Genomic DNA, 17790 nt, shown 5'->3' with positions numbered 1-17790 from the left:
TGTGGGGCCCCCACCCGCGGCGCCCGGGGGGGGGTGCGGCGGGGGGGCGGGGCGGGGGGGGGGCGCCCCCCCGCGCCCCCCCCCCCCCGGCGCCGGCGGAGCGGCCCGCGCCGCCCGTACGGCTGCCGCCGCGCGGAGGCGGCTGGGTGGAGCTGCACTGCCACTCGTCGTACAGCTTCCTCGACGGCGCCTCCGGCCCGGACGAGCTGGTCGAGGAGGCGGTCCGGCTCGGCGTCGAGGCCCTGGCGGTCACCGACCACGACGGCATGTACGGGGCCGTACGCCTCAAGGAGGCCGCCAAGGGGACCGGCGTGGGCACGATCTTCGGCGCGGAGCTGAGCCTGGACCTGCCCGCCGCCGCGGCGGGCGAGCCCGACCCTGGCGGCCGGCACCTGCTGGTGCTCGCCCGCGACGTCGAGGGGTACGGGCGGCTGAGCGCCGCGATCAGCCGCGCGCAGCTCGCCGGAGGTGAGAAGGGCCGTCCCGTCTACGACCTGGATGACCTGGCCGCCGCGCACGGCGGGCACTGGGTGATCCTCACCGGCTGCCGCAAGGGCGCGGTGCACGCGGGCACGGACCCCGAGGCGGAGCTGCGCGCGCTGACCGAGATGTTCGGGCGGGAGAACGTCTTCGCCGAGCTGATCGACCACGACCAGCCCCTCGACGACGCGCGCAACGACGCGCTGTACGACCTCGCCCGGCGGGTCGGCGTCGGCGTCGTGGCCTCGAACAACGTCCACTACGCCGCGCCGAGGGACGCCCCGCTCGCCGAGGCGCTCGCCGCCGTACGGGCCCGGCGCGGCCTGGACGACATGGACTCCTGGCTGCCCGCGACCGGCACCGCGCACCTGCGGTCGGCGGCGGAGATGGCGGCCCGGCTGGCCCGCTTCCCCGGCGTGCTGGAGCGGACGGTGGAGCTGGGCCGCTCGTGCGTCTTCGACCTGGAGCTGGTCGCGCCGAACCTGCCGGACTGGCTCGTGCCTCCCGGCCATACCGAGGCGACCTGGCTGCGGCACCTCGTCGAGGAGGGGGCGCGCGAGCGGTACGGGACGCGGCGACGGGCGCCGCGGGCGTACCGGCAGATCGCGCGGGAGCTGAACGTCATCGAGCAGCTCGGCTTCCCCGGCTACTTCCTGATCGTGCACGAGATCGTGGAGTTCTGCCGGGACAACGACATCCTGTGCCAGGGCCGGGGGTCGGCGGTGAACTCCGCGGTCTGCTACGCGCTGGGCATCACCGGTGTCGACCCCGTACGGCACAACCTGCTGTTCGAACGGTTCCTGTCGCCCGGCCGCGACGGGCCGCCCGACATCGACCTGGACATCGAGAACCGCCGGCGTGAGGAGGTCATCCAGCACGTCTACGACAGGTACGGCCGCGACCGGGCCGCCCAGGTCGCCAACGTGATCACCTACCGGCCGCGGATGGCCGTCCGGGACGCCGCCCGCGCGCTCGGCTTCTCCCCCGGCCAGCAGGACGCCTGGTCCCGGCAGCTCTCCCCGCTTTCCACCCCCGTGGCTGCGCCCCACCACCCCCCGCACGAGCCTCTCCCTCCGGACGGCATCCCGGAGGCGGTGACCGCGCTGGCCGATCGGATGCAGCGGCTCCCCCGGCATCTGGGCATCCACTCGGGCGGCATGGTCATCTGTGACCGGCCGATCGGCGAGGTGTGCCCGGTCGAGTGGGCGCGGATGCCGGGGCGCAGCGTGCTGCAGTGGGACAAGGACGACTGTGCCGCCGTCGGCCTGGTCAAGTTCGACCTGCTCGGCCTGGGCATGCTGGCGGCGCTGCACGACACGTTCGACCTGGTGGGCGAGTTCCACGAGCGGCGCTATGACCTGCACACGATCCCGCCGGACGACCTGGACGTGTACGCGATGCTGTGCGACGCCGACACGGTCGGGGTGTTCCAGGTCGAGTCCCGCGCGCAGATGGCGACGCTCCCCCGGCTCAAGCCCCGGACGTTCTACGACCTGGTGGTGGAGGTCGCGCTGATCCGGCCCGGCCCGATCCAGGGCGGTTCGGTCCACCCGTACCTGCGCCGCCGGAACGGGCACGAGCCGCCGGACCTGCCGCACCCGCTGATGCGCAACGCGCTGGAGCGCACGATGGGCGTGCCGCTGTTCCAGGAGCAGATGATGCAACTGGCCGTGGACTGCGCGGGGTTCACCCCGGCGGAGTCCGACGCGCTGCGGCAGGCGATGAGCGCCAAGCGCGCGCCCGAGCGCGTCGAGCGGCTCCGCGACCGGCTGCTGAGCGGCATGGCCGAACGCGGCATCCCCGCCGAGATCGCCGAGGAGGTGTACGACAAGATCCTCGGCTTCGCCAGTTTCGGGTTCCCCGAGTCGCACGCGCAGAGCTTCGCGCACATCGTGTACGCCAGCGCGTACCTGAAGCGGCACTACCCGGCGGCGTTCACCACCGGGCTGCTGCGCAACCAGCCGATGGGGTTCTACAGCCCGCAGACCCTGCTCGGCGACGCCCGCCGGCACGGTGTGCGGGTCCTCGGCGTGGACGTGAACGCCAGCTCCGACCAGGCGACGCTGGAGACCCCGTACACGCCGGCCGGGGACCTCCCGCACGCGCCCGCGCAGCCGCAGCCCGCGATCCGCCTGGGCCTGTCGTCCGTACGGACCCTCGGCGAGGACGTCGCGAAGCGGATCGCCGCCGGCCGGCCGTACGCGGATCTGGAGGACCTGGTGCGCCGGGTGCCGCTGTCGACGGCGGCGCTGGAGGCCCTGGCCACGGCCGGCGCGTTCGGCTGCTTCGGGCTCGGCCGCCGCGAGGCGCTGTGGGCGGCGGGCGCGCTGGCCCACACCCGCCCCGGCCACCTGCCCGGCACCGCGCCGGGCACCGCCGCCCCCGAGCTGCCGCTGATGACCGTGGTCGAGCAGACCATCGCCGACCTGTGGGCCACCGGAACGGCCGAGCACCACCCGATGGCCCATGTCAGGACCGCCCTCGACGAGCGCGGGGCCGTTCCCCTGTACGCGGTCAAGGACGTGCCCGGCGACACGAACATCCTGGTCGCCGGCGTCGTCACGCACCGGCAGCGCCCGGGGACCGCGAACGGCGTGATCTTCTTCAACCTCGAGGACGAGACCGGCATGCTCAACGTCCTGTGCCGACCCCAGATCTGGGAGCGCCACCGCAACGTCGCCTTCCAGGCGCAGGCGCTGCTCGTCCACGGCCGCCTCGAACGCCAGGACGGCGCCACCAACCTCGTCGCCACCCGGTTGCAGCGGCTGCCCGTCGCCACGATGGCCCGCAGCCGCGACTTCCGGTGACCGCACCGGCCGACGGCCTTTACGTTGTAGATCAAGAACGTTGGCCGGGAGGCCGCGCGAGCGGATCCGTCAGCGGCCCGGCGACCCCTCCTCCGCGGGGCAGAGCGGCAGGTCGGCGACCTTGCCGCCGCCGTTCATCCGACCGCAGACCGGCTTGTACCTCGGGGTGCCCCCGGCGTCGACGGTGACCTGGACGAGGGTCAGTCCCCGGTTCCCCGGACCGTTCAGGTCGTGATCGTCCTTGGTGAAGTCGACGGCGCCGCTCGCCGCGTTGTCCCACCGGCGGGACCTCAGCTCCAGCAGGACGCTGCCCGACGTGATCGTCCGGCTGCCGGGGATCAGTGATCCGCTCTTCGCCGGGATGGCCAGGGCGGTGAACGCCTGCTGCGCGGCCTGCGCCAGCACGGATGTCGCGTCATAGGTCAGCGCCATCTGGCCGTCCGCCAGGAGTGCCTGGTTCTCCGGGCGCACGCCGAGGTTGTTGCGGGCCAGGGTGAAGAACGGGGTGAAACGGTCCCTGCCGCCGGCGGTGAGATTGCTGGGGTAGGTGGCGCTGGTGAAGTACACCTTGATGCCCGGTGGCAGGATCACGTCGTGCTGCCCGCTGCCGAACCGCGCTCGCGCGACCTCGTCGCCGCCCAGCAGCGTCAGCGGTCGTTTCGCGCAACCGCCGTCGCCGAGGTTGTTGATCAGGTTGTAGATGTCCTCCGCACGACCGGCGAAATAGATCAGATCGAAAGGATCGCCGGCCGCCGCGGCGCAGGCGGTCCTGATCTGGCCGCCGATGTCGTCCGCGCCGCTGTAGCGGACGGTCGAGACACGGGCCGAGTGCAACTGCCGCTCGACGTCGGCGGCCAGTTCGACGCTGTACTGGTCCTTCGTCGCGCCGGGCTCCCGCGAGACGATCATCGCGTGCAGGGAGGACCGGCCGCCGAGCGCCTGGTGAGCCGCGTAGGACGCGAGGGCCGCCTCGTCATGGTCCGTGGAGGCGAGCCCGTAGTAGTGGGGCAGTTGCGGGAGCCGGTCCGAGGAGTTGACGGTGCCGAGCACCGCCAGCCCGGCATCGTTCAGCCGGGTGATCGCGGCCTGTGAGGCGTCGGTGTTGCGCTCCATGCCGACGACCCCGACCACCGTCGGGTCGCGTCGCGCCACCGCGAGGATGGCGTCGCTCGCCTGCCGCGAGAAGTTCATGTTCTCACCGACGTTGACCGGCAGCAGCCGGATCTTCAGCCGGTTCCCGACCGCGCCGGGCTGACCGGTCCGGTTGTTGCCCACCTGGGCGAGGTACGCGCCGGCCAGCGCGCGGATGCCGCTCACCACGCTCTGGTCGTGGCCCTCGGCCGCGGTGAGGATCCCGGCGTACAGCACCGTCACATACGGCTGGTGCAACCGCGTGATGGTCCGGTTCTCGCCGTCGATTCGGCTCTCCAGGTCGGCGAGGGTGAACCGGCCCTGGGAGAGGGCCAGATCCGCGGTCTCCCGCGGCGGCATGCGGTTGCCGTCCACACCGATGCTGGTCACCCCGCGTTCGAATCGGACTCCCCTGGTCGCGATGCCGACGCACTCCCGGCTGCCGTCCGGGTCGAGGAGCAGCCGCGAGTCGGTGTTCGCGGCGAAGGGGAACCCGACCTCGCAGTACCTCGCCGCCAGTCGATGGTGGAGATACGGCACGCCGATCACCGTCACCAGGACGGCCACCAGCAGGGATCGCGCGGACCACGCCCACGTCCAGCGGGGCCGGTGCCGCACCGGCAGCGGAGCGGGCGGGTTACGGCCCGGCCGCCTGGCCGGGATCGGCAGCCGCAGCACCCAGGGCAGCGCGACCTGCTGGCTGGGCGCCTGCGCGATTCCCAGGGACGCCTCCCAGTCGTCGTAACGGTCGTCGATGGAGACGTCGATGTCGTGCTGCGGGGGCGCCAGATCGTCGAGTTCGTGGCGGTGCACGTGGTCGACCGAGGCGATCACCAGCAGCGGGTGCAGTTCGCTGCGCCGGCTGCGGATGTCGCTCATCGCCGACAACAGCTCGATCCCGCCGTTGTCCTTCGTGATGCCCTTGAGGAAGACGACGGGAGGCACCGGGCGTTTGAACCCCCGCAGGTTCGGCGACAGCCTCTTGTGCGCCGCCCGTACGTCCTCCAGGAACGCGAAGCACTTCAGTTGCAGCCGGAACTCGTCGGCTCCGCGCTTGGCGGTCATCCGGCCGAGCACGCGTTTGAGCCGGCCGTCGAACCCCTCCCCGCCGAGCACGCTGAAGAAGGACGAGGTGGCGAACCACCGGTACCGGCCGCCGAATCCCACCCGCGTGAGGATCGCCAGCCAGGACCGCGGCCGCAGCACCACGACGAGGAGTGCCAGCAGGACCACCAGCAGGGCCCCGCCGGTGAGCAGGGCCGGCAGGGTGACCTTGTCGGCCAGCCCCTGCGCGAAACCGCTGAGCAGCGCCGTGGCGGTGACGCCGACCACCGACCACCAGACCGGCGCCCGGCCCGGTCGTAAGGCAGAGGAGAAAGACGCCGCGGCGGCGTTCCACTCGTCGGCGGGGCTGGTGTCGTTCGCGTCGGCGCGCGCGATGGCCTGTTCGAGTGATTTGACGAGATCCGAACGAGGGAACCTGAGCCGCCCGAAGTCACGGCGGAGCGACCGCCAGGCGGCGGGTTCGGACATTTTGTCGAGAAGGCGAAGGTCGGCGTCTTCCGCGGCGGGTTCGAGTCCGGGACTGATATGCGGAATCCGCGCCTCGAAGGCCGCCTGTTCCAGCGCGTCGAGGTAGGCGCCGACGTCGGCCTGCGGGTTCGCGGACTCGAGGGCGACCACCGGAAACGGCCGGCCGGTCAGCCGCCAGGGATTCAAAGTCGTCAATGAGTCGAACAGGGCGAGAAGCCGGCGTCCCTCCTCGGTGTTGAGCACATATCCTTCCGTGGCGTCGATGCCCATAGGGCGGCCCTGCGGCGGAACCATGCGCCCAAGCCTAGGCAGTGAAACCCCACCAGGAACTCCTAGTGGCCTTTCCTGGCCCTTTATCCGAAGAAAGCGGGGCCCGCAGGGCGATGATCTCGATTGCTCACACCGGTCGGCGCCTTTACAAAGTAGATCGAATATTCGTTCCGGACCCGGTCCGCCGCCCTCAGCGGCCGGGCGGGATCTCGCCCGAGCCGCGGGCGATGTAGGTCGTCGGCACGACGACGTGCCGGGCGGGCCGGCGGCCGGGGTCGACGATGCGGCCGAGGAGGAGCCGCGCGGCGATGAGACCGATCTCGGCGGGGTCCTGGGCGACGACCGAGACGCCGGGGCACAGCATGTCGGCGAGCGGGAAGTCGTCGAAGCCGATCAGCGCGACGCGGTCCTGCAGGCCGAGGCGCTGCAGGGCCCGGACGGCGCCGATGGTCAGGAGGTTCTGCGCGGCGAAGACGGCCGTCGGCGGTTCGTCCGCGCCGAGGATCTCGCGCATCGCGCGCTCGGCGGCGTCGGCGCTGCGGATCTCGCGGCGGACGAACCGCTCGTCGACCGCCGCCCCCGTGCCGGCGTGCGCCTCGAGGTAGCCCGCGTGGCGTTCCCGCGCGGTCCGGATCGACGCCATGTCACCGAGGAACGCGACGCGCCGGTGACCGAGGTCGAGCAGGCGCCGGACGGCGGCGCGGGCGCCCTCCCGGTTGTCGACGGTGACGGTGTCGACCTGGTCGAGCTCGACGAGGCGGTCCACGCAGACGATGGGCGTGCCCTGCCGCCGGACGGCCGCCAGCTCGGCGTCGGCGCCTCCGGTGGGGACCACGATCAGGCCGTCGACCTGGCGCAGGGTGAACGTGTCGATGAGCTCCCGCTCGCGCTCGGGCTGCTCGTCGCTGCTGCCGGTCAGCACGAGCACGCTCTCCGCGCGGGCCGCGTCCTCGACGGCGCGGTGCAGGAGGGAGGAGAACGGGTTGGCGACGTCCTCGAGGACCAGGGCGATCGTCCCGGTCCGCCGGTCGGCGCGGCGCAGGCTGCTGGCCGTGACGTCGTGCCGGTAACCGAGGTCGCGGGCCGCGCCGTTGACGCGTTCGACCAGGTCGGCCGCCACCCCGGGCTTGCCGTTGATCACGCGTGAGACGGTCGCGAGCCCGACGCCCGCCCGGTCGGCGACGTCGCGCATCGTGACCCTGCCGCGCCGCCGCTCATCGCCCGGAAGCCGCTGCTCATCGCCCGGAATCGGTGCCACCGGTCCTCCCCCTCACGCCCCGGTCGATTGTGCCCGCAGCTCTGGACAGACCGTACGCCCGGGTCTTACATTCGCGGAAACGTTTCCTGGAAACGTTTCCGGACCTCGGGGGGCAACCGCTCGGTCGCCTGCCGTGGCGCGTCCACGGCGGGGTTGGAGGAAGCATGAAACGTGACGTCTGGGCATCGAACCGCCGCCGTACCGCCGCGATCGTCGCCGTCGCGGCTCTGTCCCTGGCGGCGGCCGGCTGCGGCAAGGGCGCGAAGGGCTCCGGCTCCGGCGGTGAGGTCACCGTCGGCCTCATCACCAAGACCGATACCAACCCGTTCTTCGTCAAGATGAAAGAGGGCGCGCAGAAGGAGGCCCAGGCCAAGGGCGTCAAGCTGATGACCGCGGCCGGGAAGTTCGACGGCGACAACGCCAGCCAGGTCACGGCCATGGAGAACATGGTCGCGGCGGGCGTCAAGGGCATCCTGATCGTCCCCAGCGACACCAAGGCCATCGTGCCCAGCATCCAGAAGGCACGCGCGAAGGGCATCGAGGTGATCGCGCTCGACACGCCCACCGACCCGAAGAACGCGTCCGACGCGCTGTTCGCCACCAACAATCTCAACGCCGGCATCCTGATCGGCAGGTACGCCAAGGCGGCCTTCGGCGCCAAGCCGGCGAAGATCGCCATGCTCGACCTGAACCCGGGCATCACGGTCGGCGTCCTGCGGCACAACGGGTTCCTGCAGGGCTTCGGCGTCAAGGACGGCGGCCCGAGCGTCGTCTGCGCGCAGAACACCCAGGGCGACCAGGCCAAGGGGCAGACCGCGATGGAGAACTGCCTGCAGAAGGCCCCCGACATCAACCTCGTCTACACGATCAACGAGCCGGCGGCGCTCGGCGCGTACACCGCCCTCAAGGCGGCCGGTAAGGAGAAGAACGTCATGATCGTGTCGGTCGACGGCGGCTGCACCGGCGTCAGGGCCGTGCAGTCCGGGCAGATCGCGGCCACCTCGCAGCAGTACCCGCTGAAGATGGCCACGCAGGGCGTCGACGCGATCGTCGGCTTCGCCGAGAACGGCAAGAAGGCGAGCGGCTACACCGACACCGGCGTCAACCTGATCACGAACAAGGCGCAGCCGGGCGTGGACTCCAAGGACGTCCAGTTCGGCCTGGCCAACTGCTGGGGCTGAGCCGATGTCGACCGTCACCGCGACCGACCGCGCCGAGGCCGAGGGCGGACGCGGCCTGCCGGCCCGCGCCGCGCGGCTCCTCACCCTCCCGGCGGTGGGCCCGCTCGTCGCCCTCCTGCTGGCCTGCGGCTACTTCTCCATCCGCACCGACCGGTTCCTCACCGGCGCGAACCTCTCGCTGATCGTCCAGCAGGTCATGGTGGTCGGCGCGCTCGCCGTCGGCCAGACGATCGTCATCCTGACCGCCGGCATCGACCTGTCCAACGGTGCCGTGATGGCGCTCGGCACGATCTTCATGACCAAGCTCGCCGTCGGCGGCGGAGTGCCGGGCGGCTGGGCGATCCTCATCGGCGTCGCCGTGTGCACGGCGTTCGGCGCGCTGAACGGCACGCTGGTCACGATGGCGAAGCTGCCACCGTTCATCGTGACGCTCGGCACCTGGAACATCGCCTTCGCCCTCACCCACGTCTACTCGAACGAGCAGACGATCACCGGGCTGCCCACGTCGCTGACCTTCCTCGGCCGGACGTTCCCCCTCGGGAACACCGACGTCACGTACGGCTCGGTCGTCATGCTGGCGCTGTTCGCGGTCGCCTGGTACGTCCTGCGCCAGACGGCGGCCGGCCGGCACGTGTACGCGGTCGGCGACAACCGCGAGGCCGCCCGCCTGACCGGCATCCCGGACCGCCGCCTGCTGCTCACCGTCTACACCGTCGCCGGGGCGATCTACGGCCTCGCCGGGCTCCTGCTGATCGGGCGTACGTCCGTCGGCGACCCGCAGGCCGGGCAGACGGACAACCTCGACAGCATCACCGCGGTGGTGCTGGGCGGCGTCAGCCTGTTCGGCGGACGGGGCAGCATCATCGGCGCGCTGTGCGGCGCGCTGATCGTCGGTGTGATCCGCAACGGCCTGCAGCTGACCGGGGTCCCGTCCATCTACCAGGTCCTCATCACCGGCATCCTGGTCATCCTCGCGGTGAGCGTCGACCAGCTGGCCCGAAGGAGGCGCACATGAGCGAGCGCAGCGAGCGAGTCATGAGCACAGCAACTCTGGTCACTCCCCCGACGGAGGAGGGCACGTGAACGAGAACGCAGAGGGCGTGCGGCCGGTGCTGGAGGCACACGGTCTGGTCAAGCGGTACGGCCACGTCACCGCGCTGGCGGGCGCGGACTTCGAGCTCCGGCCCGGCGAGATCCTGGCCGTGATCGGCGACAACGGCGCGGGGAAGTCCAGCCTGATCAAGGCGCTGTCCGGCGCGCTCGTCCCGGACGAGGGCCGGATCCTGCTCGACGGCCGGCCGGTGCGCTTCCACAGCCCGGCGGACGCCCGGCGGGCCGGGATCGAGACGGTGTACCAGGACCTGGCGGTGGCGCCGGCGCTGGACATCGCGAGCAACATGTTCCTCGGGCGGGAGGTGCGGCGTAAGGGCGTTCTCGGCCGGGTGTTCCGGCTGCTGGACCACAAGGCGATGCAGGCCGAGGCGGGCGGCCACATGCAGGACCTGAAGATCGGCATCACGTCGACGAAGCAGGCGGTGGAGACGTTGTCGGGCGGGCAGCGGCAGGGCGTCGCGGTCGCGCGCAGCGCGGCGTTCGCGCGGCACGTCGTCATCATGGACGAGCCGACGGCCGCGCTCGGCGTCAAGGAGTCGGGCATGGTGCTGGAGCTGATCCGACAGGTCCGTGACCGCGGCCTGCCGGTGATCCTGATCAGCCACGACATGCCCGCGGTCTTCGAGGTCGCCGACCGGATCCACATCCAGCGCCTGGGCCGGCGGGTGGCCGTCGTACGCCCCGCGGAGACGGACATGGCCGAGGCGGTTGCCATCATGACGGGAGCGGCGCCGGGCAACCTGGCCGTCGCCGCGAACGATAACGAAACGACCTGACCGGCCCGCGGCTCGGCAGAATGTCCAACCGGCCCGTCCGGGCGGACGAGCCGACCGGCCCGCCGGTCCGAACCAAGGAGAGTGTGTGCGGATCCCTGACGCCCGCGTCGTCGCGGTCGCCGGTGAAGCGATCATCGATCTCGTCGCCGAGAAGCCCGGCGGCCCGTACCTCGCGCTGCCCGGCGGCAGTCCGGCGAACGTGGCCGTCGGGCTCGCCCGGCTGGGCGCGCCGACCCGGATGATCGCCCGGATCGGCGCGGATCCGTTCGGCCGGTCCCTCCGGGACCACCTCGTACGGAACGGCGTCGGCACCGGCGCGGTGGCGCCCGCCGCGGAGCCCTCATCGGTGGCGTTCGTGCACCACGAGGGGGGCGGGCCGCCGTCGTACGATCTGCGGCTCGCGGGGACCGCCGACTGGCAGTGGACCGCCGGGGAGCTGGCCGGCGTACCGCTCGGCGACGTCGCCGCCCTCCACGTCGGCTCCCTCGCCATGGTGCTGCCGCCGGGGGCCGAGGCGCTGGCCGGTCTCGTCCGCCGGGCGCGGGAGACGGCGACGATCAGCTACGACCCGAACTGCCGCCCGGACGTCATGTCCGCCGTACCGGACGCCCGGTCCCGCGTCGAGGCGCTCCTCCGTACGGCGGACATCGTCAAGATCAGCGACGCGGACCTGGAGTGGCTGCGGCCCGGCGCCGACCCGCGGCGCTTCGCGGCCGAGCTGGTCGAGGGGACCGGCGCCGTGGTGATCGTGACCCTGGGCGCGGCGGGCGCGCTGGTCGCCGCGCCCCGCCTGGCGCCGCTCCAGCTGCCGGCGCGCACGGTGGAGGTCGTCGACACGGTCGGCGCGGGCGACTCGTACATGAGCGCCGCCCTCGCCGGCCTGTACGACCGCGGGCTGCTCGGCGCCGAGCGCCGCGCCGCCCTCCGGGCCGCTCCGGGGTCGGTGTTCACCGAGGTGTGCGCCGAGGCGGCGCGGGCCGCCGCGATCACGTGCGGGCGGCGGGGCGCCGACCCGCCCACGCGCGCGGAGCTCATGGCGTCTCCCGAGATCTGACCCTCCGCTCCGTCACAGATGTCACAGCCGAATATGTGGACAAACGGGGCCACCACTGTCGCGACTGGTGCAAGCTAGAATCCATGCCCCGCACCCCCCAACGCCCGGCGGGTTCACGCGCGCTGCGGATCCTCCGGCGTACGCTCGGCAGTACCGGCGTGATCATGACGCTCGTCGTCGTGGTCGCGGTCGTCGTCGTCGCCAACTTCGACTTCGGCAAGGGCAAGCCGCCCGGCGGCGCCGCGGCGGACGTCTCCACCAACGACCTCGCGCGGTCCCTCGAGGGCTACACGATGGACCCGATGATGGCCCAGGCCCAGGCGACCGCGCGGGAGCGCGCCTACAAGGCGCAGCTCGCCGCCGAGCGCGACGCGAAGAAGCGCGCGGCGGCGGAGCGGAAGCGCCGGGAGTGGGAGGCGTTCGTCAAGAAGATGAGCCACGACCCCAGCGCCGCGGACAACCAGAAGTACGCCAAGAAGATGAACGCCCTGAAGGGCTGGAGCCGGTGCTGGCCGTCGCTGCTCACGATGTGGAACCACGAGAGCGGCTGGAACGAGCACGCCGAGAACCCGAGCAGCGGTGCCTACGGCATCGCGCAGGCGCTGCCCGGTTCGAAGATGGGCTCGGTCGCGCCGGACTGGCGGACCAACGCGATCACCCAGATCACCTGGGGCCTGACCTACATCGGCTCCCGCTACGGCGACCCCTGCCGGGCCTGGGGCTGGTGGCAGGCCCACCACTGGTACTGACGGCCCGGCCGAGGCCGTCCCTCACCTGCGGAACAGCCGGACCAGTCCGGCCAGCACGCCGACGCCCACGACGAGCGCGCAGGCGAGGATGAGCAGTTCCGAGGTACCGAAGTCCGTCATCGATCCAGTCCTTTCTCGAGGTCCTGCATCGGACGTGCGGGAGGAACCGCCGGTTCCGTCTCGCCTCCGGGAGGCTCGGGCGGCCCTCACCTGCCGCCGGGTTTGATCCAGTCGAAGGTGCGCTCGACGGCCCGCCGCCAGTTGTCGTACTCGGTCTCGCGGCGGTCGTCGTCCATGCTCGGCAGCCACTGCGCGGCCCGGTGCCAGTTGCGGCGCAGCCCCTCCAGATCCGCCCAGTAGCCGACGGCGAGCCCGGCGGCGTACGCGGCGCCGAGGGAGACCGTCTCGGCGGCCATCGGGCGGATGACCGGGACGTCGAGGACGTCCGAGATGAACTGCATGAGCAGGTTGTCGGCGGTCATGCCGCCATCGACCTTCAGCGCCTTCAGCGCGAGCCCGGAGTCGGCGTTCATCGCGTCGACGACCTCGCGGGTCTGCCAGCCGGTCGCCTCCAGGACGGCGCGGGCCAGGTGCCCCTTGGTGATGTAGGACGTGAGCCCGACGATGATGCCGCGCGCCTCGCTGCGCCAGTACGGCGCGAACAGCCCGGAGAACGCGGGCACGATGTAGCAGCCGCCGTTGTCGTCGACGGTGCGGGCGAGGGTCTCGATCTCCGGGGCGCTGGCGATCAGCCCGAGCCCGTCGCGGAACCACTGGACGAGCGCGCCGGTGATGGCGATCGAGCCTTCGAGGGCGTACACCGCCGGCTCGTCGGCGATCTGGTAGCCGACGGTCGTGAGCAGCCCGTGCTCGGAGCGGACGGGTTCGGTACCGGTGTTGAGGAGCAGGAAGCTGCCCGTGCCGTACGTGCACTTGGCCTCGCCGGGTGCGAAGCAGGTCTGGCCGAACAGCGCGGCCTGCTGGTCGCCGAGCGCGGCGGCGATGCGCACGCCGGGCAGCACGCGCGTCGCGCGGCCGTACGTCTCGGTGGAGGGGCGGATCTCCGGCAGCATCGCGCGTGGCACGTCGAAGAACGCCAGCAGGTCGTCGTCCCAGGCCAGCGTGGTGAGGTTCATCAGGAGCGTGCGGCTGGCGTTGGTGACGTCCGTGACGTGCAGGCCGCCGGCCGGACCGCCGGTGAGGTTCCAGATCAGCCAGCTCTCGATCGTGCCGAACAGCACGTCGCCGCGTTCGGCCCGCTCGCGAAGGCCCGGCGTGTTGTCGAGGAGCCAGCGGACCCGGGGCGCGGAGAAGTAGTTGGCCAGGGGCAGGCCGCACCGCTCGCGGATCATGTCGGCCTCCGGGCGGGCGTTCAGCTCGCCGACGAGGGAGTCGGTGCGGGTGTCCTGCCAGACGACGGCGCGGCCGACGGGCCGGCCGGTGTGCCGGTCCCACAGCACGGAGGTCTCGCGCTGGTTGGCGATCCCGAGGGCGGCGACCTGATCCGAGGTGACCCCGGCCTGGGCGAGGGCCTCGGGCGCGATCCGCTCGAGGTTCCGCCAGATCTCCATCGCGTCGTGCTCGACCCAGCCGGGACGCGGGAAGTGCTGCTTGTGCTCCCGCTGGGTGACCGAGACCAGCCGCCCCCCCATGGTCGAACAGGATGCAGCGCGTCGACGTCGTGCCCTGATCAACGGACATCACATAGCGCTCTACCATCGTGTCCTGCCGTTCCGGGCCCCGCGGGCGGTGCTCACCAGCGGGAGGCCCCAAGATCTCGGGAGACGGCGCGCGCGGCGTCGCGCACGTACGTCACCAGCGGCGGTTTGGGTCGGCCCCTCGGATCGCACAGCCGCTCGACGGCCCCCGAGATGCCCATCGCGCCGACGACCAGGCCCCCCTGACCGCGAATCGGCGCGGCCACGGCGGCCTCCCCCACCGTGAACTCCTCCACCTCGGACGCCCACCCCATCTCCCGGATCTGGGCCAGCGCCCGGCCGAGCTCACGGGGTTGGGTGATCGTCCGCCGGCAGAAGGGCTCAAGGCCGGTCTCCTGCGCCGCCGCGGCGGCGCCGGCGTCGAAGGCGAGCAGCACCTTGCCCAGCGCGGTGGCGTGCGCCGGGAGGAGTGCGCCGACGTCGAGGGCCTGCAGGGTGTCGTCGGGCCGGAAAACATGGTGCACGACGAGGACCCTGCCGTCCAGAGGGGTGCCGATCCGAACCGCCTCGCCGCTGCGGGCGGCGAGGGCGTCGGCCCAGTTGATCGCGCGCGACCGCAGCTCGTTGACGTCCAGATAGCTCGTGCCGAGGTGGAGCAGTGCCGCGCCGAGCTGGTACTTGCCGGTCTCCTCGTCCTGCTCGATGAAGCCGACCCCCTGCAGGGTCCGGAGGATCCCGTGCGCGGTGGCGCGGGCCAGCCCCAGAGAGGCGGCGATCTCACTCACTCCGAGGCGGCCGGAACCGCGGGCGAGCAGCCGGAGGATGGCGGCGGCTCGCTCGATCGACTGGACCGGACCTGGCACCCCGCCATGCTAGTCCAAGTCGGCACCTATTCGACAATGTCGGCACCTGTGACGCTCATGAGGGCGGGGTTGACCGTGATACACCCGTGATCCGGAGTGTTCTGTGAGGTAGATCACCACTTCAGGCCCCTTATTAGAATTAGCGGGTGGCCGGTGTTCGACAATGTCGGCAGGTGTCTGTTGACCGGGTCTACCGTGCGACTTAGCGTCCCCCCAGTCGTGAGGGGGCTCACAGTCTCCTCACGGACGGTGTCTCACGGTGTCCCCGAGCCGGGACATCGCCCCCTAGGAGGAGACGTGGCAGAGCGACTCAAGCTCCCCGGACTGGCCGGTGAACTGGCCGCCGAATTCGCGGGAACCCTGGTGCTCATCCTGTTCGGCGTGGGCGTGGTGGCCCAGGTCGTGGCCGGCGGGATCGGCAACCACGACAGCATCGCCTGGGCCTGGGGCCTCGGCGTCACGCTCGGCGTGTACGTCGCGGGCCGGATCAGCGGCGCGCACCTGAATCCCGCCGTGACCGTCGCGCTGGCGGTGTTCAAGGGATTCTCCTGGCGCAAGGTCCTGCCGTACTCGCTGGCCCAGCTGGTCGGCGCGTTCGTCGCGGCGCTGATCGTGCGCTGGAACTACAGCGAGGTGCTGGCCAAGATCGACCCCGGCCACACCATCAAGACCCAGGGCGTCTTCTCGACCCTGCCCGGCAATGGCGCGCTGCCCGTGCACACGGGCGGAGCGCTCCGCGACCAGATCATCGGCACCGCCATCCTCCTCTTCCTGATCCTCGCCGTCACCGACCTGCGCAACTCCTCCCCCGCCGCCAACCTCGCGCCGTTCATCGTCGGCCTGATCGTCGTGGCGATCGGCATGGCGTGGGGCACCGACGCGGGGTACGCGATCAACCCGGCGCGTGACCTCGGACCGCGGCTGGCCTCGTTCTTCACCGGATACGGCACCGCCTTCCGCGACCAGTACGGCGGGCTGTACTTCTGGGTTCCCATCGTCGGCCCGGTCATCGGCGGGGTCCTCGGCGCGGGCCTCTACCAGGTGTGCATCGGGCGGTTCCTGCCGGCCGAAGAGCAGGAGCCCGGCCGCGTCCCCACCGAATCCGAGCTCGAGAAGCTCTGACCGGGCCCGGCAAGGCCTGATCGGTTTCCCCCCGCGCGGAACGATTCCGCGTGACCCGTCCGGCCGGACGCCCCCACGTCCGGCCGGACGGCCTGAGACGAACGTCTAGAAAGGCGAGACATGGCCGATTTCGTCGGAGCGGTTGACCAGGGTACGACGAGCACCCGCTTCATGATCTTCGACCACAGCGGCAACGAGGTGGCGAAGCACCAGCTCGAGCACGAGCAGATCCTGCCGAACCCCGGGTGGGTGGAGCACAACCCGACCGAGATCTGGGAGCGCACCCGGGCGGTCATCGAGACCGCCATGGGCAAGGCGAACCTCGAGGCGAGCGACCTGGCCGCGCTCGGCATCACCAACCAGCGCGAGACGACGGTCGTGTGGAACCGCCGCACCGGGCGCCCGTACTACAACGCGATCGTCTGGCAGGACACCCGGACCGACCGCATCGCCTCGGCGCTCGACCGCGACGGGCGCGGCGACGTCATCCGGAAGAAGGCCGGGCTGCCGCCCGCCACGTACTTCTCCGGCGGCAAGATCCAGTGGATCCTGGAGAACGTCGACGGCGTGCGCGAGGCCGCCGAGGCCGGAGACGCCATCTTCGGCAACACCGACACCTGGCTGCTGTGGAACCTCACCGGCGGCGTCGACGGCGGCGTGCACGTCACCGACCCGACCAACGCCAGCCGCACCATGCTGATGAACCTGGAGACGCTGGACTGGGACGACGAGCTGCTGTCCTTCTTCAAGATCCCGCGCCAGATGCTGCCGCAGATCCGGCCCTCCTCCAACCCGGACTTCTACGGCATGACGCGCGCGTCCGGCCCGCTCGGCGGTGAGATCCCGCTGTCCGGCGACCTCGGCGACCAGCAGGCCGCCACGGTGGGCCAGGTCTGCTTCGCCCCCGGCGAGGCCAAGAACACCTACGGCACCGGCAACTTCCTCCTCCTCAACACCGGCACCGAGGTGGTCCGGTCCAAGAACGGCCTGCTCACCACGGTCTGCTACCAGCTCGGCGACGAGCGGCCGGTGTACGCGCTCGAGGGGTCGATCGCGGTGACCGGATCGGCCGTGCAGTGGCTGCGCGACCAGCTCGGCATCATCTCCGGCGCCTCGGAGAGCGAGTCGCTGGCCCGGCAGGTCGAGGACAACGGCGGCGTCTACTTCGTCCCCGCCTTCTCCGGGCTGTTCGCGCCGTACTGGCGGTCCGACGCGCGCGGCGCCATCGTCGGCCTGTCCCGGTACAACACGAACGCGCACCTGGCCCGCGCCACCCTGGAGTCGATCTGCTACCAGACCCGCGACGTCGTCGAGGCGATGCGGCAGGACTCCGGCGTCGCGCTCGACGTGCTGCGCGTCGACGGTGGCATCACCGCGAACCGCCTGTGCATGGAGCTGCAGGCCGACATCCTCGGCGTGCCGGTCTCCAAGCCGGTCGTCGCGGAGACCACGGCGCTCGGCGCCGCGTACGCCGCCGGCCTCGCGGTCGGGTTCTGGGGCTCGACCGACGAACTGCGGCAGAACTGGAACGAGGACGAGCGCTGGGAGCCCCGCTGGGACGACGAGCAGCGCGAGAAGGGTTACGCCGGCTGGAAGAAGGCCGTCTCCCGGACCCTCGACTGGGTCGACGTCGACTAGCCCCCTTCCCCCTGCGGCGGGCGGAGCGGTGCGCCGTTCCCCTGAGGCACCGCCCGCCGAGGCACACGCAGGGCAGGTCCGCGCGGATCACGGTCGGTCCGCCGCGCGGGCTGTTCACCGTCAGGATGCCGTCGATCCCGGCCGCGCGGTCCGCCAG

At 71.8% G+C, this 17790-nt stretch carries 11 protein-coding genes and 1 pseudogene; 8 read left to right on the top strand and 4 right to left on the bottom strand.

Features of this window, described 5'->3' with window-relative positions; all coding sequences use genetic code 11:
• The first annotated feature begins 146 nt into the window (after nt 1-146).
• Complete coding sequence (locus AB0L00_RS24860) at nt 147-3287, top strand: error-prone DNA polymerase (protein WP_364438513.1); 3141 nt, start codon at nt 147-149, stop codon at nt 3285-3287.
• A 69-nt stretch (nt 3288-3356) separates the two neighbouring features.
• On the opposite strand, the gene AB0L00_RS24855 is transcribed toward AB0L00_RS24860, so the two are convergent.
• The gene (locus AB0L00_RS24855) at nt 3357-6245 is read right to left on the bottom strand and encodes a hypothetical protein (RefSeq protein WP_364438510.1); all 2889 of its coding nucleotides are present in this window, start codon (nt 6243-6245) and stop codon (nt 3357-3359) included.
• Nucleotides 6246-6411: 166 nt separating this feature from the next.
• Nucleotides 6412-7479: a LacI family DNA-binding transcriptional regulator gene (locus AB0L00_RS24850; protein WP_364438507.1), complete on the bottom strand. Its 1068-nt coding sequence runs from the start codon at nt 7477-7479 to the stop codon at nt 6412-6414.
• 164 nt (nt 7480-7643) lie between these two features.
• Between AB0L00_RS24850 and AB0L00_RS24845 the strand changes: the two genes are divergently transcribed.
• From AB0L00_RS24845 to AB0L00_RS24825, 5 genes are all read left to right on the top strand, one after another.
• Entirely contained in the window at nt 7644-8660 is a 1017-nt protein-coding gene (locus AB0L00_RS24845; protein WP_364438505.1) for a sugar ABC transporter substrate-binding protein, read from the top strand.
• A gap of 4 nt (nt 8661-8664) precedes the next feature.
• Nucleotides 8665-9675 (top strand): ABC transporter permease, encoded by a 1011-nt coding sequence (locus AB0L00_RS24840; RefSeq protein ID WP_364438502.1) that lies wholly within the window; start codon nt 8665-8667, stop codon nt 9673-9675.
• Nucleotides 9676-9739: 64 nt separating this feature from the next.
• Nucleotides 9740-10549 carry an ATP-binding cassette domain-containing protein gene (locus AB0L00_RS24835; protein WP_364438499.1) on the top strand — a complete coding sequence of 270 codons (810 nt, stop codon included), beginning with the start codon at nt 9740-9742 and terminating at the stop codon, nt 10547-10549.
• Nucleotides 10550-10634: 85 nt separating this feature from the next.
• Nucleotides 10635-11603: a carbohydrate kinase gene (locus AB0L00_RS24830; RefSeq protein WP_364438496.1), complete on the top strand. Its 969-nt coding sequence runs from the start codon at nt 10635-10637 to the stop codon at nt 11601-11603.
• Between the two features lie 83 nt (nt 11604-11686).
• The gene (locus tag AB0L00_RS24825; RefSeq protein ID WP_364438493.1) at nt 11687-12352 is read left to right on the top strand and encodes a lytic transglycosylase domain-containing protein; all 666 of its coding nucleotides are present in this window, start codon (nt 11687-11689) and stop codon (nt 12350-12352) included.
• A gap of 206 nt (nt 12353-12558) precedes the next feature.
• Here AB0L00_RS24825 and glpK (AB0L00_RS24820) read toward each other — a convergent pair.
• Both glpK (AB0L00_RS24820) and AB0L00_RS24815 read right to left on the bottom strand, forming a co-directional pair.
• Nucleotides 12559-14071: pseudogene (gene glpK / locus AB0L00_RS24820) on the bottom strand (glycerol kinase GlpK).
• A gap of 34 nt (nt 14072-14105) precedes the next feature.
• Nucleotides 14106-14873: an IclR family transcriptional regulator gene (locus tag AB0L00_RS24815; RefSeq protein WP_364438490.1), complete on the bottom strand. Its 768-nt coding sequence runs from the start codon at nt 14871-14873 to the stop codon at nt 14106-14108.
• Nucleotides 14874-15170: 297 nt separating this feature from the next.
• On the opposite strand from AB0L00_RS24815, the gene AB0L00_RS24810 reads away from it, so the two are divergent.
• Both AB0L00_RS24810 and glpK (AB0L00_RS24805) read left to right on the top strand, forming a co-directional pair.
• On the top strand, nt 15171-15995 hold the full coding sequence (locus AB0L00_RS24810; RefSeq protein ID WP_364438487.1) for an MIP/aquaporin family protein: 825 nt from the start codon (nt 15171-15173) through the stop codon (nt 15993-15995).
• Nucleotides 15996-16115: 120 nt separating this feature from the next.
• Nucleotides 16116-17633 carry a glycerol kinase GlpK gene (gene glpK, locus AB0L00_RS24805; RefSeq protein ID WP_345356216.1) on the top strand — a complete coding sequence of 506 codons (1518 nt, stop codon included), beginning with the start codon at nt 16116-16118 and terminating at the stop codon, nt 17631-17633.
• Nucleotides 17634-17790: the final 157 nt, after the last annotated feature.

Source organism: Actinoallomurus sp. NPDC052308 (assembly GCF_040679195.1).
Classification (GTDB): Bacteria; Actinomycetota; Actinomycetes; order Streptosporangiales; family Streptosporangiaceae; genus Actinoallomurus; species Actinoallomurus liliacearum.
The sequence above is the reverse complement of the archived record's forward strand: the minus strand, read 5'-3'. Positions and strand labels throughout refer to the sequence as shown.